This window comes from Paenibacillus sp. WLX2291 (assembly GCF_046603665.1).
Taxonomy (GTDB): domain Bacteria; phylum Bacillota; class Bacilli; order Paenibacillales; family Paenibacillaceae; genus Saccharibacillus.
In genome coordinates this window covers 3,449,476-3,471,513 of the sequence record NZ_CP176755.1, presented here as the reverse complement: position 1 = coordinate 3,471,513, position 22,038 = coordinate 3,449,476, and the positions used below count along the sequence as shown (strand labels likewise).

Below are 22,038 nucleotides of genomic sequence, written 5' to 3'. Positions count from 1 at the left end.
CACGGATGAAATGAACAGACAACTTTGATATTGGAATATGAACGCAACGATAAAGGCTCTGCACCTATAGTGTAGAGCCTTTTGTTATGGAACGATATCCATTCATGTTGGATTCAGATCAGGGCAGCTTTTTGAATTGGTTTTCCTGAAATTCGTACATAGCTATTTTGTAATTGATTTTTTCCAAATAACTTAGCGTTTGCTGTAAATCCCGTTCTACTTTGGCTTTGTGATCTAGCATCAATTGTTTGCGCTGTGTAATGGAAAGATCACCTTCTTGATACCAGTCGACATATTGTCTGATCTGAGCAAGTGGCATGCCGGTTGAACGCAGAGACGTTACAAAATCGAGCCATTCTAGACTTTCTTCATCATACACACGGTTGCCATGATCATCTCGTTCGATCATAGGCAGCAAGCCTTCCTTTTCATAAAAACGCAGCGTATATGCACTAATGCCAGTCTGCTGGGCAGCTTCCTTAATTGTAAGTTTCATTATGTTCGCTCCTTGCCTTAGAGTGTACTGTAACGAGAAGAGTTCACCAAAAGTAACGGTTTCTGCTGTCTTTGGGTTTTATTTTAGCATTTGGATGCAAAAGGAGGGAGTTTTTGTTGATAAACCAACATAAAAAGCGAATTGCAGGTCTGTATTGTGCCTGATTATTGATGCTTGCGTTATAGAAAGCTGTAAGCCGTATGCTAGGAATACAGCCTGAATCTGTCCAGGCGAACTATATTTCTATCATGCAGGAGGGCAATACGATGACATTAACCAAAACTGTTATCATTACAGGAGCAAGCAGTGGAATGGGGGCAGCAACCGCCGAATTGTTGGCAGCCAGCGGAATGAAAATCATGCTGGCTGCACGACGTGAAGACCGATTGCAGCAGTTAACCGAACGCATTCGGCAAGCCGGTGGAATCGCAAATTATCATGTCACCGATGTCACGTCGCTAGAACAAATGCAAGCATTGGCAGCCGCAACACTGGATACGTATGGTCAAATCGACGTTATGATCAACAATGCAGGCATTATGCCGATATCGTTTATCCGCAAGTTAAAAGTGGACGACTGGGATCGTATGATTGATGTGAATATCAAGGGAGTGTTATATGGCATTGCCGCAGTGTATCCACATATGGAAGCGCGTAAGGAAGGACATATCATTAATTTTTCTTCGATTGCCGGTCATGTCACCTTTCCAACAAGCGCTATATACAGTGCTACCAAACATGCAGTTCGCATTATTACAGAGGGGCTAAGAGTAGAATCGCGTCCTGACCAGCATATTCGTGCGACTTTGATCTCGCCCGGAGCGGTGCAAACGGAATTGTATAAGACGGTTACGGATGAAGAAGTGGTACCCGCCATGGATGCGCTTGGTTCGGCGGAATGGAAACAGCTTGATGCACAGGAAATTGCGAATATTATTAAATTTGCGATTGAACAACCCGCCTCTACTACCATTAACGAAATCATCGTTCGTCCGACCAGCCAATCGCTGTAAAGTCAGGAGAAGATGACAAACAACCAAACAACAACGAACATATGCTGGATCAATGAACTATGATGTATACTGACTACTATTTATTTTGAAACGTATACCTATACACATATACAAAGCAGCTCACCACGCTGATCTTTTCAGATCGAATGTGGTAGAGCTGCTTTTTTGAATGTAAATACATGTAGAATAGACTGAATTTACATCGTATGACTAGTGGCGGACTTCTTCGCGGAAGCCTTCACCATGGATATCGTTCACCTCGTTGATAATAACGAAGGCGCGGGTGTCGATAGCTTTGACAATCATGTGCACCCGGCGAATCTCCTGTCTAGATACGACGCAATATGCCATATGTTTCGCTTGCTTGGAGTACGCGCCTACTGCTGGGATCAGTGTAACGCCGCGATCCAGTTGCAGCATAATCTGATCAGCAATCTCCTCCGCATGATCGCTAATGATCGTGAACGCTTTGCCAGAATACGCACCTTCCTGAATAAAGTCGATCATCTTGGTCGCGATAAATACGGTGACGAGTGTATACAGCACTAATTCTTTGGATATAAAAAATAGCGAGGAGCCGATGATCAGAATATCAATCGCCAGCATAATCTGCCCGATACTCCAACCAAAGCTGCGATTCAGAATCGTAGCAATAATATCCGAACCGCCAGTCGTGCCGCCGAAGCGGAAGACGATCCCCAGACCGAGTCCAAGCGTCACACCGGCATACAATACCGCAAGTATGTAATCATTTTCCGTCTGAAATGGTGTAATCCAGTCCAGTTTGATCAGCAACTCGAACAGCCACAGGAAAAAGGACAACGAACCGATGCCCACACCGGTATAGATCATCTGTCGCCAACCGAGCATTTTCAGACCGATCAGAAACAGCGGAATGTTCAACAATAACGTAGACAATGCCGGAGCAATCCCGAACGCATAATTAAGCAGAATCGTAATCCCGGTAACGCCGCCTTCCATTAGCTTGTTCGGAATTATAAAATAGAGTAGACCAAACGCATAAATTGCTGAACCGAACAGAATCGGCACAATTACGCGTAGTTGTTTCCAAACAGATTGCCGCATATAGACTCCCTCCATTGATTGAGTATGTCATTTTGAGCAAAAAAGGATTTGTTTTCAAAAAGGCTTTGCGCTAACATGGTAATGATATATTGTGTGAATGACGTCATAAGGTGGAACAAGGTTGTGCGGTTGAACATGACATCTATGCTTGCTCCATTCCCTACTATATGGGCAACTCGGACATTCGGCAATAGCTAGCTTAGACAGCGTCGCAACACACTTGCATACCTATGCAGAAGACGTTATGTTTATGCTGCTCAACACGTAAATGTGAATCAAAGATTAGCTATGAGACAGCGAAATATCGCTCCAGTAGCCAATCGATACATGTGAAAATCTGACGAATATGCACGTACGGAGGTAAATCATGACACAGAAATCAATGGCAGAGATGCAAAAAGAAGTGGACGCATACATTTCCCAGTTTAAAGAAGGCTACTTTTCCCCATTAGCGATGCTGGCACGTATGTCCGAAGAAGTGGGCGAGCTGGCGCGCGAAGTGAATCATTCGTATGGTGAAAAGCCGAAAAAGAGCGATGAAGCGGACAATTCGATTGAGCTGGAACTGGGCGATATCCTGTTTATTACGATCTGTTTTGCCAATTCTTTAGGCATTGATCTGACGGAAGCACATAATCAGGTCATGCACAAATTCAATACCCGTGACAAAGACCGCTGGACACGCATCGAAGATGGTCAAGCGTCGAATACGGAAGAACAGGCGTAACATAGGCAACGTAGACATACACGAAATTCTACATTGTACACATAGAATGCAACATACCGGATATAGTGACTCGTGTGATTCAATTAGAAATTATGGTTCGAAAATTATACAGAAATGGATATCCATGTATGCTTGCAGCATCGTAAACATTGCATGATGCAGTAACGCTAAACGCATTCCATAGGAATCGTATAAAGGAGACAACGTATGAGTAAACTGATCAAAGTAATAGTAGCCGGCGCAGGCGGGCGAATGGGCAAGGAAGTGGTCAAGCTGGTGCTTGGCGATGAAGGATTGGAGCTGGCGGCTGCCATCGGACGCTCCAACGCTGGACAGGATGCGGGCGAGCTTGTCGGTGTAGGACATGCGGGCATCGCACTGGTAGCGGATCTGAAGCAAGCGCTGGATGAAGTGCAGGCGGATGTGCTGGTTGATTTTACAACACCAGAATTTGCGTATGAGCATGCGACGCTGGCGATTGCTGCGGGTGTGCGTCCGGTGATGGGTACGACTGGGTATACACCGGAGCAGATTCAGGAGTTGGATGATGCGTGTAAACAGGCGAATATTGGCGGGCTGATCGCGCCGAATTTCTCGATTGGTGTCATTCTGATGATGCGTTTTGCTGCACAGGCTGCCAAGCATTTTCCACATTTGGAGATTATCGAGACGCATGGTGATCACAAGCTGGATGCACCGTCCGGTACAGCTGTAAAGACAGCAGAGATGGTAAAGGAAGTGCGAGATTCGTTCAAACAAGGCAATCCGAACGAAAAAGAAACGATTCCGGGTTCGCGCGGCGGCGAATACGACGGCTTCCGCATTCATAGTGTGCGTCTGCCGGGTGTATTTGCGCAGCAGGAAGTGATCTTTGGCGCATTCGGTCAATCATTGAAAATTCGCCACGATTCTTATGAGCGTGCTGGCTACATGCCGGGTGTGAAGATCGGGATCGAGAAGGTTATGGAATATACCGGTATGGTTTACGGATTTGAACAATTTGTAGATTGAGTTGGCAGATAGAGTATTTGGATTCACGTATCCAGTCTACAGGAAGAAATGAATAGATACAGACTACAGATTAGGGGAGATTGCCATGTTCCAGATAGCGTTTGTTGCGCATGATCGTAAAAAAGACGAGATCGTTAACTTTGTCACCGCCTATGAGCATGTATTCCACGGTCATCAGCTATATTCGACCGGTACGACAGGGAAACGGATTATGGAGCAGACCGAGTTGAAGATTCACCGTTTTATGTCTGGTCCGCTTGGTGGCGACCAGCAGATCGGTGCACTGGTTGCACAAAATGAACTGGATCTGATTATTTTCCTGCGTGATCCGTTGATGGCTCAGCCGCATGAGCCAGATATTACGGCATTGCTGCGCATTTGCGATGTGCAGGGCATTCCGGTAGCGACCAATATTGCTACTGCTGAGATTCTGGTGAAGGCGCTGGATCGTGGCGATTTTGCATGGCGCGAGTTGACGCATAAATATAAGCCAGCCGGAGACGAATTGAAATGAGTGATAAGCTGGATATTCTCGTCTTCGGCGCTCATGCTGATGATGCGGAGATCGGCATGGCGGGAACGATTGTGAAACATAGCGATGCCGGTCTGAAGGTCGGCATCTGTGATCTAACGTATGCGGAGATGTCGTCTAACGGTACGGTGGAGTTGCGCCAGCAGGAAGCGGCTGCGGCGGCTGACGTGCTGGGACTAGCGTACCGTAGCAATCTTGGTTTGCCAGATCGCGGATTGGAGCGTACACAGGAGCAGTTGGCTGTCATTACGGCAGAGATTCGCAAATGTGCGCCGCGGATTATTTTCGCCCCGTATTGGGAAGATCGGCACCCGGATCATACATGGTGCAGCCGATTGGTGGAAGAAGCGGTATTCAATGCCAAGCTGCGCCGATACATGCCGGAATTACCGCCGGTGCAAGTAGAACAGATCTATTATTATTTTATTAATGATACGGTTCCGGCAAATGTTGTTATCGATGTGACCGCCCAGTATGAGCGGAAAGTGCAGGCGTTATCGTGTTATGCGTCGCAATTCGGTCTGGCGGGTATGGATACGGTGGCAACGCCGCTTACGCAAGGGTATGTGGAACGTGTGCAGTACCGCGATGCAATCGCTGGTCAGCGCAGTCTGATTCCGTATGCGGAGAGCTTTGTGATTAAAACGCCGTTTGTGGCGGATATGCTGTTGTAATAGCAGATTGAAAGGAGATTGCCCTAATGGACACGATGCTGAAAATAGGCATCACTTGTTACCCCTCACTTGGCGGCTCCGGTGTCGTGGCTACGGAACTTGGCAAGCTACTTGCCGAAAAAGGGCATGAAGTGCATTTTATTTCGCATAGCGTACCTTTTCGTCTCGGAACATTTCACAAAAATATTTTCTACCATGAAGTTGAAGTCAATGACTATTATGTCTTCAAATATCCGCCGTACGATCTAACCCTCGCCAACAAAATGGCGCAGGTTGCCAAAATGCAGCAACTGGATGTTCTGCATGTGCATTATGCTGTACCACACGCAGTATGCGCATTTCTGGCAAAGCAGATGATCGGCGAGCACTTAAAAGTAGTAACGACACTGCATGGCACCGATATTACCGTGCTAGCGCAGGATGAATCGCTCAAGGATCTGATTCGCTTGGCGATTAACGAAAGTGATGCGGTTACCGCCGTTTCGCAGGATTTGATTCGTGAAACGCGTGAACTGCTTGATATTACACGCGATATTGATCTGACATATAACTTTGTCGATCAGCGAGTATATTATCCGCGTGAAACGCAGGAATTGTGCGACGATTTTGGTTTTGGCGACGACCGCATCATTATGCATATCTCTAACTTCCGCCCGGTGAAACGGGTAGGCGATGTAGTGGAAGCTTTTGCCCGTATCAATGAACAGGTGCCGTCACGGCTGCTGTTTGTTGGCGAAGGACCGGATCTGCCGAAAATTCAGTTCCGCATTCAAGAGCTGGGCTTGACGGAGCGTGTGCAGTTTCTCGGCAAGCAGGACGATATTCCGCAGGTGATCTCGATGGCGGACATTCTCATGCTACCTTCAGAAAAGGAGAGCTTCGGTCTAGTCGCGCTAGAAGCGATGGCATGCGGCGTGCCGACGATCGGCTCCCATGCAGGCGGTATTCCAGAGCTGGTCGTTCACGGTGAAACGGGCTATCTGGCGGACATTGGCGATACCGATGCAATGGCAGATTATGCGATTCAACTGCTGCAACATGACGAGCAGATGGAGCAGATGCGCCGTAACTGTATTGCACGCGCACGGCAGGAGTTTGGTAATGATCTGATGATGGAAAAGTACGAACAAATATATTACCGGGTGTTGGGGCGCTCCATGCCACAGCCTTCTCCGGTACGGGGTTGAGATTACGCGATGGTACAATGGAAATGGGTGGACGCGCAGACGGCGGAACAGGGGCTTTCCCTGCTCCGCCGTCTCGCCGATCACGGATATGAAGGTTATTTTGTCGGTGGCTGTGTACGCGATGAGCTACTCGGTCGACCGATTAACGATATGGATATCGCCACGAATGCGACACCAGAGCAGGTGATAGATCTATTTGAACATACGGTGCCGACCGGGATTGCACATGGTACGGTAACGGTCATTGTAGATGGCGAGCATTTTGAACTGACGACTTATCGTACGGAGAGTCAGTATGTGGATCATCGGCGTCCAGAACAGGTGGAGTTTGTTAGCGATCTGTATGAGGATTTGCGGCGACGCGATTTTACGATGAATGCGATTGCGCGTGGGTTGAATGATGACTACGTTGATCCTTTCAACGGTCGGGATGATCTGGCAAAAGGGATTATTCGCTGCGTCGGGGAAGCAGAGGAACGGTTTGAAGAAGATGCACTACGTATGCTGCGCGGGATTCGCTTTGCATCGGTGTTTGATTTTGAATTGGAACATACGACATGGCAGGCACTCGTGCATCGCCGGGAGCTGATCTCTTATATCGCTGCCGAACGTATTCGGGTAGAGATGGAGAAGATGATCGCTGGGCCGCATCCATTGAAAGGTGTGGAGTTGCTACGCGCCAGCGGATTGGTGGAGCATATGAAGATTCATGTGCCGTGTCCACCGCAGCGCCCGGAGCTGTTACAGCATTTGGATGATCTGACACCGCTGAAGTGGAATGAGCGGATCGAGGAACTCAGTAGCCGCAGCGCGCACGAGCAGTCATTATGGCAGCAGACGTCCCTTGACCGTTCGTTGCTTACTTGGACGCTGATCGCGCTATCGCTCGGGCTGAATGCCGATCATGTGCGTCCGACGATGAAGGAATGGACATTTGCGAATGTGTTTACCGAACGGATTGCTCGTTTGATCCGACTACATGAATGGCTGAATATACAGACACAATCCAGAATACAGCAACCGTTCCCGTCGGAGTCATCATTGCCATCATGCCCTGACGATGATACCGAATCAATGCAGGATGCATCTGTGTCTGATTATGATGTAAAAGAGGGCGATCGTTCCAAGCAGGAAGTGGTTGACGAAGCACAACCATCCCGTGCAGCTTTTCGCATCTGGACAGAAGGTGTTATCCATTATGGACGTGAAGCCGCTGTGCATTGGTTGCTTCTGCACTATACGCTGTCGCAAGATGCGCCATTATCGCTATTGGATGAGATAGCTGATCATGCTGCGGAATGGTTGGCGAAGCAAACGGTATGGAGTCTTGCCGATGTGAACATCAACGGACAGCAAGTGCTGGCGGCGCTGGATACGCGTGGTGGTGCATGGCTGGGACAGCTGATGAACGAGATTCTGTTGCATGTAGCGGTTGGCGATCTGGCAAATGATACAGATACTATCGTACAATATGCCGTCCGACGGCACGGGGAAGGGGAGCGGGCATAATGCGTGATGAACAATTGCTGGAATTGCTAACGGCACGTCCGGGCGAATACATTTCCGGTGAGGAGATTAGCCGCCTGATGTCGGTGAGCCGTACCGCGATCTGGAAAGGTATTAACCGGCTCAAGGAGCAAGGCTATGAATTTGACTCCGTTTCCCGCAAAGGCTATCGAATCGTGCGCTATCCTGACCGTTTTGACGAGGTATCGCTGCGATTGCAACTTAGCAAAAGCACATCGTGGGGACAGCCGCTGCATCTGCTGGATTCGATCGGTTCGACGCAGGATGTAGCACGCGAGCTTGCCGAGCAGGGAGCAGTGGAAGGCACACTGGTTATCGCTGAGGAACAAACCGCTGGTCGCGGTCGGCAGGGACGACGGTTTCATTCGCCACCTGGTCGCGGCGTATGGATGACGGTTGTGATGCGTCCGCAGCAACCATTGCAATATACATCGCAACTCACGTTGCTGGCGGCGGTAGCGATCTGTCGCGCATTACGCAATGTAAGCGGCTTGGATATTGGCATCAAATGGCCGAACGATCTGCTCATCGACGGTCGCAAAGTATGCGGCATTCTGGTGGAATCCGCTGCTGAGGACGGATACGTACGTTATGCGCTGGCAGGCTTCGGTATTGATGTCAATCTGGCGCCGGAAGATTTACCGGAGGATGTGCGTCCGGTAGCAACTTCCTTGCGTATTCAGCGCGGTGAGCCAGTTGATCGCACAGCAGTAGTAACCGCCATTATGAGCGAGCTGGAATCGCTATATGGATTGTACAATCGGGATGGATTCGCACCGATTTCGGCATTGTGGGAAGCGCTGGCGTTTGCCATAGGCAGTCAAGTAACGGTCAAAACGCTGCAAGGTCCTTTGCAAGGCATCGCACGCGGATTGGGACCGAATGGCGAGCTGTTATTGGAACAGCTAGATGGACAGGTTTTGCCAGTATATTCTGGTGAAGTCGGCTTCTGAGCATTGTATGTGTTAAGCGCTTTATGCTTTTTGTAGCTATATATCTTTTGCAGCCACTATTGTATTACAGCTAATCGTCCAGCCAGCCTTGTATATCGTTTATCAAGGGCAACAGGTATCTGGATAGGAAATGCGATCAACAGTAGCAATTGTTGCGCAATACTCCACAAATCCGGGTGGCAAAATCGGATATAGATACGATTCGTAAACAGCTATCTATTTTATCGCGGAAATTAGTGAAATTTGGATTTCACTCTGGTATACTATGCAGGAAGACGGTATCGGCAAATGCCGAGCCGTACTTTCTCATGTTAAGTTGGTGTGAGCTGGCAGGCAAGCACTGGCAGTCTGAACGCGTAACCTTTGCTCGGCAGAGGACGAAACAGACCGCAATAGCGGCTGTTACTCGGAATCTGACCATACAGCATACAGTGGTCATATACAGTATCGTGATTTCCATATCACAACACTGCATAGGCTAACGGAAACGTCTGTGACTTTTCTGACTGATGGGAAGCGGCAGGCTGATTATGCTGGACAGGCTGGAGTGTGAACTCCATACATCCGGCAATTCTGCCTTACAATCCAATATTCGTATCCAGTGAGATACGCAGATGAAGCGAGGTGTTGGCTACATTCAATTCTGCTCTGAGCCTGATAGGACCGAGACAGAAGAGATGATCGCAAAGTGACTCTTTTTTGGACTCAGGACCTTTTTCGCACAAGACGAAAAGGTTTTTTATTTTGTCCAAAAACTATATTGAATACAAAGGAGCCTGATGTCACATGGCAGCCAAAACGCCGCTAAATATTGTCAAAATGAAAAAAATGAAATCCGAGGGCATTCCGCTTACGATGGTAACCGCCTACGATTACCCGACCGCACGACTGGCTGAAGAAGCCGGGCTTGACATGCTATTGATTGGGGATTCGCTGGGCAATGTAGTGCTCGGCTACGATTCCACCATTCCGGTGACAGTAGACGATATCGTCTATCATTCCAGAGCGGTGGCACGGGGTGCACAATCTACGTTTATCGTGGCGGATTTGCCGTTTATGACCTATCACGGGAGTATAGATGAAACACTGCGCAACGTGAAGCGCATTATGCAAGAAGGGCACGCCCATGCGATCAAGCTGGAAGGCGGCGCCGAGATCGCTGATACTGTTGCTGCCATTACGCGCGCTGGTGTACCGGTGTTGGCGCATATCGGTCTGACGCCGCAATCGGTGCATCAGATCGGTGGATATCGCATTCAGGGCAAGGACGAGCAGGACGCTCAGCGTTTGCTGAACGATGCCAAGGCACTGGAAGCTGCCGGAGCATTTGGCGTCGTGCTGGAGCTGGTTACCGAGGATACCGCTGCTCGTATTACTGGTGAGCTATCGATTCCGACTATCGGGATCGGTGCAGGACGCGGCTGTGACGGACAGGTACTCGTCTTCCACGATGTAGTGAAATATACCGACAGCTATCGCGATAAGCGCTTTGTCAAAACGTACGCGGATATCGGTACGACGATCCGTACCGCATTGGAGCAATATGTAAATGAAGTGAAAGACCGTGCCTTTCCGGCAGAACAGCACGTATTCAACCCGGATGAAAAAGCACTCGATTCCTTGTATGGACAACAACGGAAGGTGGAGAATTTATCGTGAAGGTAGTACGCAGCATATCCGAAGTCAGACAGCAGGTGAAACGTCTTCGCGGAGAGCGTTCCGTTCAGGGACATGAAGCTACTGTTGGATTCGTTCCAACTATGGGCTTTTTGCATGATGGACATGCCAGTCTGATGCGCCGTGCCAAGCAGCACAACGATATTGTGGTGATCAGCATTTTCGTTAATCCGATTCAGTTTGGACCAAACGAAGATTTTGAAAGTTATCCGCGTGATGAGCAGCATGATCTGGCGCTGGCGGAACGACAAGGTGTAGATGTTGTGTTTATGCCGGGTATAGACGATATGTATCCAACACCAATCAAAACTCATGTGAGTGTTGCCGAATTAACCGATTCGCTCTGTGGCGCTTCGCGTCCCGGTCATTTTGACGGCGTGTCAACTGTGGTGACCAAGCTGTTCAATATCGTGAAGCCGGATGCCGCTTTCTTCGGGGCAAAAGATGCACAACAGGTCGCTGTCATCAAGCAAATGGTGATCGATCTGAATATGGACATCGAAATTGTACCGTGTCCGATCATTCGTGAGCAGGACGGTCTGGCGCTTAGTTCACGCAATGTGTATTTGTCGGATGAGCAGCGCAGTCAGGCACTCGTGCTGTCGCGTTCGCTGGAGCTGGTGAAGCAGCGTATCATGGAGCAGCCGGACATGACTGCTGGTGACGTTCGCAGTATGCTGCGTCGCGAGATTGGCACATCGTCTATCGCAGTTATTGACTATGCCGAGATTATGACGTTTCCACAGCTGGAAGCATTAGATGATACAGTCGTTGTCGGTGATATATCCTCCGAGATCATTATGGCGCTGGCTGTGAAATTCGGCAAAACGCGTCTGATCGACAATGTCATTATGGAAACGAAAGGGGTCGCCCTGCATGTATAGAACAATGATGAAATCCAAAATCCACCGCGCTACCGTCACCGAGGCGAATCTCAACTACGTTGGTAGCATCACAATCGACGAAGATCTGATGGACGCCGCCGATCTGCTGGAAAATGAAAAAGTACAGATCGTTAATAACAACAATGGCGCTCGTCTGGAAACCTACGTCATCGTTGGTCCACGCGGCAGTGGCGTGATCTGCTTGAACGGTGCAGCTGCTCGACTGGTGCAGCCCGGCGATAATGTGATCATTATCTCGTACGCAACAGTGGATAACGCGGAAGCGAAGGAGCATCGTCCAACGGTCGTATTCGTGGATGAGCACAATAAAGTCGTAATGGAAGCTCACAAGGAAGTTCACGCGACGATTGTGTAATATTGTTACGATACCAAAGAATGCCCTGCTTGATGCAGCGGCATTCTTTGCGTTTAGTGGAAGTTGTACAAATCTATGGAACAACCGTTCGATTTGCGGTATACTGTAATCATTCATAAACGCCGAAGCAGGGTGATACTGTGCGAGCCGATTCGCGCCCGGTATCACCTTTTGTTGTGATTGCATGTGGCTGATTTTCAAAACTGCGGTCTTCTGGTATGCTGATAGTTGAGTATGTTTACACCAGGATCAGACAACTGCAGGGAAAGGATTTAGACATCCATGAAATTTGCTGTACTGGATTTTGAAACAACAGGAACCCAATCGACGGATGATATTATCCAGGTGGGACTTGCCATTATAGATCATGATTTAACGATTTCACAAGTATATAGCTCGATGGTCAAACCGTCTGTTTCCATTCCGGCATTTATCAGCGGGTTGACTGGCATTAGCAATGACGATGTGAAGGACGCACCGGAACTTGACGATGTGATGCTGGATATGATTCCGTTGCTGGAAGACGCTGTACTGGTTGGACATAATGTAGGCTTTGACCTTGGCTTTTTGCAGCGTGCACTGGATCGCACCGGATACTTGCCATTTACGGGTCGTGTACTGGATACGATGGATTTTCTGCGCATTTTCTTTCCGAATTTGCCTAGTTACCAGCTCAGTATGGTCAGCAGTTCACTTGGTTTTCAGCATGATCGTCCGCATCAGGCGGATAGCGATGCGCTGGCAACGGCTTACGTTTTCTTAAAATGTATAGAGGAGCTGGATGAGCTGCCGCTCATTACGGTGCAGCGGTTGTCCGAGCTGTTCGACAATCAGGATAGCGATCTGGGTTGGTATTTTGACGGTGTACGTATGCAGCGTGAAGCACAGCCGGTACAGGATTTGGACAGTCATCGTTTTTATCGTCAGCTGGCACTCAAAGTAGGCGACTGGATCGATATTCCGTCCGCCGAGGATGAGCGCGGCAATATGCCGCTGGCAGATACGTCCTTTGAACAATTTTTGGAGCAGGTCAAAGATAATCTGCGCAAGCTGTTACCGGATTATGAGGAACGGCAACCGCAGAATCATATGTTTGACGAGGTGATCAAGGCGCTGTCAGATGACAAGCATCTACTGATCGAGGCAGGTACGGGAACGGGCAAATCGCTCGGCTATTTGCTGCCTTCCATTTATCATAGTGTCAAGAATAGTGAGCGCGTCATGGTCAGCACGCATACGATCAATCTACAGGAGCAGCTGCGCGAGCGCGATGTTCCGCTGTTGACGCAGGTGATTCCGTTTGCTTTTCGTGCTGCCGTGTTCAAGGGACGACAGCATTATTTGTGTCTGCGCAAATTTGAGCATAAAATAAATACAAAAGAATTCCAGAGTCCGAAGGAAGATGTGTTGATTGCAGCTCAGATGATCGTCTGGCTGACAGCAACCGAAACCGGAGACGATGAGGAATTGAATATGGGCAACCGCGGCGGTGAATTCTGGGAAACGGTCGCAAGCGATACCGACTCTTGTCTGGGACGCGCCTGTCCGTGGTTCAAGCAGTGCTACTATCACCGTGCCAAGCATGAAGCGGGAGCCGCAGATGTGGTGATCACGAATCACTCCAAGCTGTTTACCGACATCAAGGCAGGGCATCAGTTGCTGCCTTCGTATGAACGACTGGTCATCGACGAGGCGCATCATCTGGAAGATGTGGCAGGGAAGCATCTGGGCATGCACATGAAATATTTCACATTGGTGCAACCGTTGCTGCGTCTGTTCAAGGATAGCAAAAATGGTCAGCTTGCCGTACTGCGCCAACAGCTAGGATCATCCGGCAGTGAACGCGGCATGGAGTGGGCGATTGCGATCGACAATCTGTATCCTGAATTGACGGATGTTAAAGAAGATTGGGATAAACTGAGCGAGTTGCTGTTTGCCCTTCTACCACAGCGCAGCGATGCCGCACCGGGCGAAGCGAGTCAATTTACCCTGCGTCTGTTACCGCAAAACAAACCCGAAGAGTGGGAAAAGATATCGGAACTGGAAAATCGCATTCATATTGCGCTCAGTCAGATCATCCGTCAGGGCGAACAAATGATGGGCAAAATCAAAGAGTCCGATGATATCTTGGCTAACGAAGGATTGGTTACCGACGTCACCGGACTGTTCAAAGATCTGGGTGCGGTACGCGATGATTTGCGTCATTTTGTTAAGCTGGACAGCGTAGAGACGGTGTACTGGTACGAAGCCAATGGCAATTACCGTAGCAAGTCGCTGCAAATGTATGCTGTTCCGGTTGATGTAAGTCAGCAGCTCAAAGAGCACTTTTTCGATAAAAAGAAAAGTATCATTCTAACGTCTGCAACACTCTCCATCGACAAAACATTCCAGTATATGATCGAACAGCTGGGACTCAAGGAAGCGGAGCAGCAGAACAAGCTCAATACGGTCATGCTAGAATCGCCATTCAATTATCGCGAGCAATCGCTTGTATTGATTCCGCGCGATTTTCCAAGTCTAAAAGGCAATGTGGGCGATCAGAACTTTGTGTCCATGCTCGCCGATTCGTTGGCAGATGCTGCCAAAGCGACAAGAGGACGTATGCTGGTATTATTTACCTCCTATCGGATGCTCAAGCAGGTGTATGAGCCATTGAAAGAGAATTTATCTACAAGTGAGATTGCCGTATTCGGTCAGGGCGTGGATGGCGGCAGCCGCACCAAGTTGACGCGTCGTTTTCAGGAGCATCCGGCTTCCGTATTGCTCGGAACAAGCAGCTTCTGGGAAGGCGTCGATATTCCGGGCGAGGCGCTGACCTGCTTGGCGATTGTGCGGTTGCCATTCCAGCCGCCGAATCATCCGCTCGTAGAAGCCAAAAGTGAACGTTTGAAAAAAGAAAAGAAAAACCCATTTATGAAATTATCCGTGCCGCAGGCAGTGATCCGGTTCAAGCAGGGCTTTGGACGTCTCGTCCGAACGGCAAACGACCGAGGAATCGTACTCATTTATGATACGCGGGTGATAGAGGCATATTACGGCAGACATTTCCTATATTCCCTGCCGGGTCCCAAAATGGAACATATGCCGACCCACCAGATGATTCCCCGTATCGCCGAATGGCTGGAACAACGACCGCTTGAAACGGAAGCTGCAAATCAAGAGGGGGAGCAAGCATGAAATCCGAAAAAATATCTGAAGCTGTCGTGCGAAGATTACCTGTCTATCTGAGATATCTGAATGAGCTGCATACCCGCGAGGTGCCTACTGTTTCCTCGCAGGAGCTGGGGCAAAAGCTGGATCTGAATCCGGCACAAATCCGCAAGGATCTCGCCTACTTCGGCGACTTTGGACGCAAAGGCATCGGCTATGATGTATCGTATCTAATCGAGAAGATTCGTCATATTCTGAAGCTGGATCAGCAGATCAATGTGGCACTGATCGGTGCCGGTAATCTGGGACATGCTCTGTCCAACTATAATGCGTACTTACAAGAAACGATGAAGATTATCGCTGTATTCGATTCGTACGAGCCGAAGGTTGGCAGCAAGATCAATACATTGACCGTACAACCGATTAGCGAATTGTCGCATGCGGTAAAAGAACAAAATATCCGCGTCGGCATTATCACTGTGCCGAATACGGAAGCGCAGCGTGTCGCGGATCAGTTGATTGAAGCGGGCATCGAGGCGATTCTGAATTTTGCACCGATTATTTTGAGAACACCACCGCATGTGCGTGTGCATACAGCTGATTTTACGACCGATCTGCTCAGTCTGGCTTATTACCTTGAAGATGGAAAGGAATTAGAAATCAATGAACAACTCTCCGAGTAAATGGATCATCAAAAATGGTATTTTCGCCGTACCTAACGCCGAGAAGCCAGTACTGCACGGTTATATGGTCGTTGAGGATGACCTGATTACGTATATTGGCGAAGAGGAGCCACAGGTAGGCGATGACGTTGCTGTTGTGGACGGACGCCACCAATTCTTTATCCCGGGTCTGGTGAACAGTCACGGTCATGCAGCGATGTCGCTGCTGCGCGGCTTCGGCGACGATCTGGCGCTGCAAGTATGGTTGCAGGAGAAAATGTGGCCGATGGAAGCCAAATTTACGAGCGATGATGTCTACACTGGAACCGCGCTGTCAGTACTGGAAATGCTCAAAGGCGGCACTACCACATTCCTCGATATGTACGATCGTTCTGAGCGTGTAGCAGAAGTCGTAGAGCAATCTGGCATGAGAGCCGTGCTGATGAGAGGCGTTATCGGTCTGTGTTCAGAAGAAGAACAAAAGCAAAAGCTGAACCAATCGATTCAATTCGTACGCGACTGGCATGGCAAAGCAGACGGACGCATCACAACGATGATGTCTCCGCATGCGCCTTATACCTGTCCGCCTGCTTATATCGAGCAATTCGTGCAAGCTGCACACGATCTGGATGTGCCGCTGCATACCCATATGTCCGAAACGATTGCCGAAGTAGAGCAAAACGTGCGTGATTATGGTCTGCGTCCGGTTGCCCATCTGGAGAAATTGGGCATGTTCACCCGTCCCACATTGCTGGCACATGCCGTGCATCTGAATGACGAAGAGATTGCTACACTGGCAGCTCATAACGTTACTATTTCCCACAATCCGGGTAGCAACCTGAAGCTTGCCAGCGGTGTAGCACGCGTGCCGGATCTGTTAAAAGCCGGTGTCATCGTATCTCTCGGTACAGACGGCCCAGCCAGCAACAACAACCTTGATATGTTTGAGGAAATGCGTCTAGCAGCACTCATTCACAAAGGTGTATCTGGCGATCCAACCGCTGTACCTGCATCGGAAGCATTGCTCATGGGTACAGAATACGGTGCCAAATCGGTATTCCTAAACAATACTGGTACCTTCAAAGTCGGTATGAAGGCAGATATTACGTCGCTCAATATCGATCAGCCGCATTTCCTGCCGTTCACCGATTTCATTTCTCATACGGTCTATTCTGCATGTGCCAAAGACGTGCTGCATGTATGGGTAGATGGCAAACAGCTGATCAAAGACGGCGTATCGCTGACACTGGATGAAGAGAAAATTCGCCGCGAAGCACAATCGGCATTTGAAGGCTTGCTTACACGCTGACCGAAAGCGTAACGATACAGAAAGGATGGCGTGTCTTGCGAAATTTGGGAACGGGTAAATGGATTGCGATCATCATTACAGTGGTCGGTCTGATTATTCTAGGTGTGAACCAGTTTTATGTACATGTGATGGCAAAGCCGTGGAGTCAGGAGCAGGCGGCACTGGAAGTAGCGCAGCAAAATGCCAAGCTGTCTGCTGTAACGACGAGCTATCACTCCGTATGGAATGAAAAGTCCATCTACTGGGTCATTCAGGGTCAGAACGATCAGCAGCAGGATGTGATGGTCTGGGTAAAATTCAACGAAGACGGTACACCAGCTGAAGGTACTAACGCTGTACATGTCGAGAAAACCGTCGGTACGATCACACAGCAGCGAGCAGCAGAGCTGTTGCAACAAGATCTGCCCGGCGCCGAGGCAGTTCGCGCTGTCCCCGGCTCGTACAACGGCAAGTATGCTTGGCAAGTATTTGCCAAGTCGGGCGATACGTATTACTACGTATTTTATAACTTCCGCGACGGCACTAAGCTGGGCGGACCAATGCAATTGCCGAATACGCTCACTCCGTAATATGAAGCTGGGCTGATGGTGTTATATACGACCATCTGTATGTACGAGAAACTCTAACAAGAAATTCTAATGAGAAATTCTAATGAGAAACTCCATGTATAAAAAGAATCCGACGACACGCAGAGTTGCGCATCGTTGGATTCTTTTTTTGTAGATCGTTCACCGATCGGTATACTATTTTTCTTTGATTGACCAGTCGGCTTTATCAAATGTTACACACGGGATAATTGACCTTCTCCAGTTGCGCCGCCGGATGTGTCCAGCACGATTGCGTTGACCCCATTCAAGAAAGCAAGTCCGCTCGCCTTGATAATATCGGTATCCATCGCTTTGCCCGTATACAGACGACCTTCATACTCCAATTGAATGTTGACACGTCCGATTGCTTCTTGACCGCTAGAGATGCTGTTGATTTTGTAATGCTTCAATGTTGCCTGTACACCAGTCAGCGCACGGATCGCACCGTACATCGCGTCAATGGGACCATCGCCGATTGCACTGCCTGCATGGACTTCGCCGCCTTTTTTCAATTGCACGGTTGCTGTCGGATGCAGACTGCCGGTGACGACCTGGAACGTATCCAGTTCATACAGTGCATGATGATCCTGATGATCAGTATGCTGTTCATTGGGCTGGTTCAGCAAGAAAAACAGATCATGATCGTAGATTTCTTTTTTGCGGTCAGCCAGTTCCAGATAGCGGGCGAACAATTCTTCAAATTGCTGCTCACTAGCAGCGATATAGCCCAGCTTGGCAATCGCATTTTTGAACGCATGGCGACCAGAGCGGGCGGTCAGCACCAGTTCCATTTCACCGGCACCGACTTGCTCCGGCGACATAATCTCGTACACATTTTTGTCTTTGAGCAGCCCGTCCTGATGAATGCCGGATGAATGGGCAAAGGCATTTTCGCCCGTAATCGCTTTGTTCACCTGTACATCCAGCCCAGTCAAATGCGTGAGCAGGCGGGAGGTGTTCATAATCTCCTCCGTGCGGATACCAGTAGCACATTGGTAACGCTCTTCACGTACTTTGAGCGCCATGACTACTTCTTCCAGCGACGTATTCCCCGCGCGTTCTCCCAGTCCGTTGATCGTACATTCAACTTTTTGCGCACCAGCGCGAATGGCGCTCAGCGTGTTCGCAGTTGCCAGACCCAGATCGTTATGGCAGTGGACGCTCAGCATGACAGAATCGTCCAGATTTTTCAGGCGATCATTCAAACGGGAGATCAGATGACCAAATTCCTCTGGTTCCGCATAACCGACCGTATCTGGCACATTGATAATCGTAGCACCAGCGCGCACGACCGCTTCAATCGTTTGCCATAAATATTCGAACTCCGAGCGTGACGCATCCTCTGTGGAATATTGCACCTGCGGCATCAGCGTACGCGCATATTTGACCGCATCGACACCCATCTGCATCACGGCATCGCGGGAACGATTGAATTTCTTCTCCACATGCACATTGGATGTACCCAGCACGATATGAATAAATGGATTGTGCGCATCACGAATACTTTCGTAGACGGCATCGATATCGTTTTTGACGGCGCGTGCCAGAGCGGTAATATGTGTACGTTCACCAGCTTGACGAGCAATATGCTGCACTGCTTCAAAATCACCGCGTGACGAAGCAGGAAAACCAGCTTCGATCATATCTACTTGCAGACGCTCCAGTTGGCGGGCAAACTCGACTTTTTGCCGCAGATTCATACGTGCTCCAGGTACTTGCTCACCATCGCGCAGTGTTGTGTCCAATACAGTAATCATACGGTTCATAGATATAACCTCCTGAGATATGTGGTAGTAAATACGGTTTGTTCAGCAATACTTTGGATGTACTAGATCGTTAAGAAGATATTCAAAATCAATGAAATAGTAAAGTACAATATTGCAGTCTATACCTGTTTCTAAGAGATGCTGTAATTAAGCTGCAGATTGTTAATATATATCAAGCAGGGCTGTTCAACTCCGGAAATTGAACAGCAAAAAGCCCCGTCTCCATAATAGAGACGAGGCATTACCCGCGGTACCACTCTAATTAACCGCCAGCATACAGCGGTTCAGCTTGTTCGATGGCTAACACCATCTATCCTTGTAACGGAGGAACTCCGGCTCACCCTACATATCGGGCAGCTGTTCATAGACCAGTTCGGAATGATTCACACTACCGCTTTGCACCAACCAGCGGCTCTCTGTAAGCATCGTCATTCGTACTCTTTCTACTCATCACATTTATTTGTATCCAAAGTATGTAAATTTGTTACATAATGTATCACAGCCTTAAATGAAAAAGCAAGCGTTTTATAAAAAAGAAACATATGACTACACAAAAACGATTGAAAATATGCCCACCCTGTTTCGCTACATCTCGGCAGGGCGGGCATTTTGATGAATGATGAATGATGAATGATGAATGATGAATGATGAATGATGAATGATGAATGATGAATGATGAATGATGAATGATGAATGATGAATGATGAATGATGGGATGGATTACAGTTTGAATTGTGATACCGTTTCTTGCAATTTCTCCGCCATGCTATGCAGTGTAGCGGTGTGCGCAGTACTTTGCTCCAAAAATGCCAGTTGCTCCTCAGCTGCGGCGCTAACACTTTCTGTACCGGAGGCGATGCTGCCGGTAGTGGTGGAGATGTATTCCATCGATTCGACAACTTTGCCAGAGTGACCAGCAAGATTGCGCAGAGCTTCGGTAACTTCGCCAATCTCTTGGGTGGTGCGATCGGTTAGTTGCTTGATTTGCTGGAACAAATCGGTTACAGAACCAGCGGCAACCGTGCCTTGAGACACTTCGTTGACCATTTCTTTTACCGACTGGCTAGCACGTTGCGTTTCGTTCTGAATTGCCTGCACTAGTGCACGGATACGTACAGCGGACTCGTTTGTCTCATTGGACAGCTTGCGAATCTCGGATGTAACAACGGCGAAGCCGCGTCCATGCTCGCCTGCACGGGCTGCTTCGATAGCGGCATTGAGGGAGAGCAGATTGGTCTGGGTAGCGATGGAGGAGATGGCATTGTTGATGCCTTCAATCTCTTCTGAACGTTTGCCCAGTGATAAAATAACAGCTTCGATCTGGGTCATGCGGCTCTGAATTTCATCCATCTGACGCATAACACGGTTGATTTCGTTTTCACCTTTGAGGGATTCGTTTTGCGCTTGCGCAGCTGTTTCACGTGCTTGCTGACTGCTCTGGTCGATTTGACCGATATTCGTATTGATCTGGTGTACTGCTTGCAGTCCATTTTCTACAGTGGATACCTGGTTGCCAGTATTGCTGGACAGCTCATACATGATGCCTGCTACATGCTCGGCAGCTTTGCCAGTTTCGGCGGTACCGCCAGCAACTTCGCGTGAGATTGTGATCACTTGATCGGTGCTGCTGTTGATTTCGTTCACAAGGGTACGCAGATTGTTTTTCATCAGATTGAACGAAGCGGCGAGTTGACCGATTTCGTCTTTTTGTTTGACCTGTACATCATCCATATTCAGCTCGCCGTCAGCGATCATCTTCGCATTGCGAGACAATGTTTTCAGTGGACGAGAGATCAGGCTGGAGATCCATGAACCGATCAGAATCGCCAGAACGAAGGTCAGAATCGTAACGATGATTGCTGTCCAACGTGTATTTAGAATCGTTTTCTCACTGTTGGCACGCGCCTGACTCATCAACGCATCCTGCTCATCCGAGAACTGCTGGGCAAATTTCACGATTACGCCGCCCATTGGGATCAAGCTAGTTTTGATATTCAAATACGATTGCGAGATTTGCGCTGGTGTCAATTGCAGCAATTGCTCTGAGCTGGTTCTGTAAAAATCGTTCATTTTGACGAGATAGTCCAGTTGTTGGATATCCTGTGCATCCGTTACTTTGCTTTTCATACTGGTCAAAATATCAGCGGTTTGCTTATTCGCCAGCATCAGCTCGGAACCATAGTACGTATCGCGGCTCAGCATATAGGTGAGCATGTGACTGTTCTGCACAGTCGCGTAAAATTTCAGATTGTCAGCTTCCGATTTGAGCGCAACGTAGCGATCCAGAATGTCATTCGTTGTGCTGTGAATTTTGTTGAGTGAAATAATATAAATGACGCCTGCGCTGCCGGCGATCAGGGCAATCGCGAGAAAGGATATCAGCATTTTTTGCAGAATGGACAATTTCATAGGCGGTGGCTC

General features: G+C 48.7%; 19 protein-coding genes and 1 other annotated feature. Of the genes, 15 read left to right on the top strand and 4 right to left on the bottom strand.

The window, feature by feature from the left end:
• Window positions 1–118: 118 nt before the first annotated feature.
• The gene (locus tag ACDE64_RS14770; protein ID WP_411342899.1) at window positions 119–496 is read right to left on the bottom strand and encodes a MerR family transcriptional regulator; all 378 of its coding nucleotides are present in this window, start codon (window positions 494–496) and stop codon (window positions 119–121) included.
• A gap of 266 nt (window positions 497–762) precedes the next feature.
• Between ACDE64_RS14770 and ACDE64_RS14765 the strand changes: the two genes are divergently transcribed.
• On the top strand, window positions 763–1,509 hold the full coding sequence (locus tag ACDE64_RS14765) for an SDR family oxidoreductase (RefSeq protein WP_411347328.1): 747 nt from the start codon (window positions 763–765) through the stop codon (window positions 1,507–1,509).
• 210 nt (window positions 1,510–1,719) lie between these two features.
• Here ACDE64_RS14765 and ACDE64_RS14760 read toward each other — a convergent pair whose 3' ends face one another.
• Window positions 1,720–2,595 carry a YitT family protein gene (locus ACDE64_RS14760; protein ID WP_411342897.1) on the bottom strand — a complete coding sequence of 292 codons (876 nt, stop codon included), beginning with the start codon at window positions 2,593–2,595 and terminating at the stop codon, window positions 1,720–1,722.
• Window positions 2,596–2,962: 367 nt separating this feature from the next.
• Between ACDE64_RS14760 and ACDE64_RS14755 the strand changes: the two genes are divergently transcribed.
• From ACDE64_RS14755 to ACDE64_RS14690, 14 genes are all read left to right on the top strand, one after another.
• Entirely contained in the window at window positions 2,963–3,322 is a 360-nt protein-coding gene (locus ACDE64_RS14755; protein WP_411342896.1) for a nucleotide pyrophosphohydrolase, read from the top strand.
• Between the two features lie 207 nt (window positions 3,323–3,529).
• The gene (dapB, locus tag ACDE64_RS14750) at window positions 3,530–4,333 is read left to right on the top strand and encodes a 4-hydroxy-tetrahydrodipicolinate reductase (protein WP_411347327.1); all 804 of its coding nucleotides are present in this window, start codon (window positions 3,530–3,532) and stop codon (window positions 4,331–4,333) included.
• An 85-nt stretch (window positions 4,334–4,418) separates the two neighbouring features.
• The gene (locus ACDE64_RS14745; protein WP_411347326.1) at window positions 4,419–4,847 is read left to right on the top strand and encodes a methylglyoxal synthase; all 429 of its coding nucleotides are present in this window, start codon (window positions 4,419–4,421) and stop codon (window positions 4,845–4,847) included.
• Window positions 4,844–5,539, top strand: a complete 696-nt coding sequence (bshB1, locus tag ACDE64_RS14740) for a bacillithiol biosynthesis deacetylase BshB1 (protein ID WP_411347325.1) — start codon at window positions 4,844–4,846, stop codon at window positions 5,537–5,539. Before ACDE64_RS14745 ends, bshB1 begins: the two co-directional genes overlap by 4 nt.
• Window positions 5,540–5,565: 26 nt before the next feature.
• Window positions 5,566–6,726, top strand: a complete 1,161-nt coding sequence (gene bshA, locus ACDE64_RS14735) for an N-acetyl-alpha-D-glucosaminyl L-malate synthase BshA (RefSeq protein WP_411342893.1) — start codon at window positions 5,566–5,568, stop codon at window positions 6,724–6,726.
• Window positions 6,727–6,735: 9 nt separating this feature from the next.
• A complete protein-coding gene (locus tag ACDE64_RS14730; protein WP_411347324.1) occupies window positions 6,736–8,235 on the top strand; it encodes a CCA tRNA nucleotidyltransferase in 1,500 nt (499 codons plus the stop codon).
• Entirely contained in the window at window positions 8,235–9,206 is a 972-nt protein-coding gene (locus ACDE64_RS14725) for a biotin--[acetyl-CoA-carboxylase] ligase (protein ID WP_411347323.1), read from the top strand. Before ACDE64_RS14730 ends, ACDE64_RS14725 begins: the two co-directional genes overlap by 1 nt.
• A gap of 786 nt (window positions 9,207–9,992) precedes the next feature.
• Complete coding sequence (panB, locus tag ACDE64_RS14720) at window positions 9,993–10,865, top strand: 3-methyl-2-oxobutanoate hydroxymethyltransferase (protein ID WP_411347322.1); 873 nt, start codon at window positions 9,993–9,995, stop codon at window positions 10,863–10,865.
• Window positions 10,862–11,767: a pantoate--beta-alanine ligase gene (gene panC, locus ACDE64_RS14715; protein ID WP_411347321.1), complete on the top strand. Its 906-nt coding sequence runs from the start codon at window positions 10,862–10,864 to the stop codon at window positions 11,765–11,767. The genes panB and panC overlap by 4 nt, the downstream gene beginning before the upstream one ends.
• Entirely contained in the window at window positions 11,760–12,143 is a 384-nt protein-coding gene (gene panD, locus ACDE64_RS14710; RefSeq protein ID WP_411342888.1) for an aspartate 1-decarboxylase, read from the top strand. The genes panC and panD overlap by 8 nt, the downstream gene beginning before the upstream one ends.
• A 282-nt stretch (window positions 12,144–12,425) precedes the next feature.
• The gene (gene dinG / locus ACDE64_RS14705) at window positions 12,426–15,320 is read left to right on the top strand and encodes an ATP-dependent DNA helicase DinG (RefSeq protein ID WP_411342887.1); all 2,895 of its coding nucleotides are present in this window, start codon (window positions 12,426–12,428) and stop codon (window positions 15,318–15,320) included.
• Window positions 15,317–15,976, top strand: a complete 660-nt coding sequence (locus tag ACDE64_RS14700) for a redox-sensing transcriptional repressor Rex (RefSeq protein ID WP_411342886.1) — start codon at window positions 15,317–15,319, stop codon at window positions 15,974–15,976. The genes dinG and ACDE64_RS14700 overlap by 4 nt, the downstream gene beginning before the upstream one ends.
• Window positions 15,957–17,264: an amidohydrolase gene (locus ACDE64_RS14695; protein ID WP_411342885.1), complete on the top strand. Its 1,308-nt coding sequence runs from the start codon at window positions 15,957–15,959 to the stop codon at window positions 17,262–17,264. Before ACDE64_RS14700 ends, ACDE64_RS14695 begins: the two co-directional genes overlap by 20 nt.
• 35 nt (window positions 17,265–17,299) lie before the next feature.
• Window positions 17,300–17,833: a DUF5590 domain-containing protein gene (locus tag ACDE64_RS14690; protein WP_411347320.1), complete on the top strand. Its 534-nt coding sequence runs from the start codon at window positions 17,300–17,302 to the stop codon at window positions 17,831–17,833.
• 212 nt (window positions 17,834–18,045) lie between these two features.
• On the opposite strand, the gene ACDE64_RS14685 is transcribed toward ACDE64_RS14690, so the two are convergent.
• Both ACDE64_RS14685 and ACDE64_RS14680 read right to left on the bottom strand, forming a co-directional pair.
• Window positions 18,046–19,617 (bottom strand): 2-isopropylmalate synthase, encoded by a 1,572-nt coding sequence (locus tag ACDE64_RS14685; protein ID WP_411347319.1) that lies wholly within the window; start codon window positions 19,615–19,617, stop codon window positions 18,046–18,048.
• Between the two features lie 226 nt (window positions 19,618–19,843).
• Window positions 19,844–20,077, bottom strand: a binding site (T-box leader).
• 260 nt (window positions 20,078–20,337) lie between these two features.
• Window positions 20,338–22,026 carry a methyl-accepting chemotaxis protein gene (locus tag ACDE64_RS14680; protein ID WP_411347318.1) on the bottom strand — a complete coding sequence of 563 codons (1,689 nt, stop codon included), beginning with the start codon at window positions 22,024–22,026 and terminating at the stop codon, window positions 20,338–20,340.
• Between the last annotated feature and the right edge of the window lie 12 nt (window positions 22,027–22,038).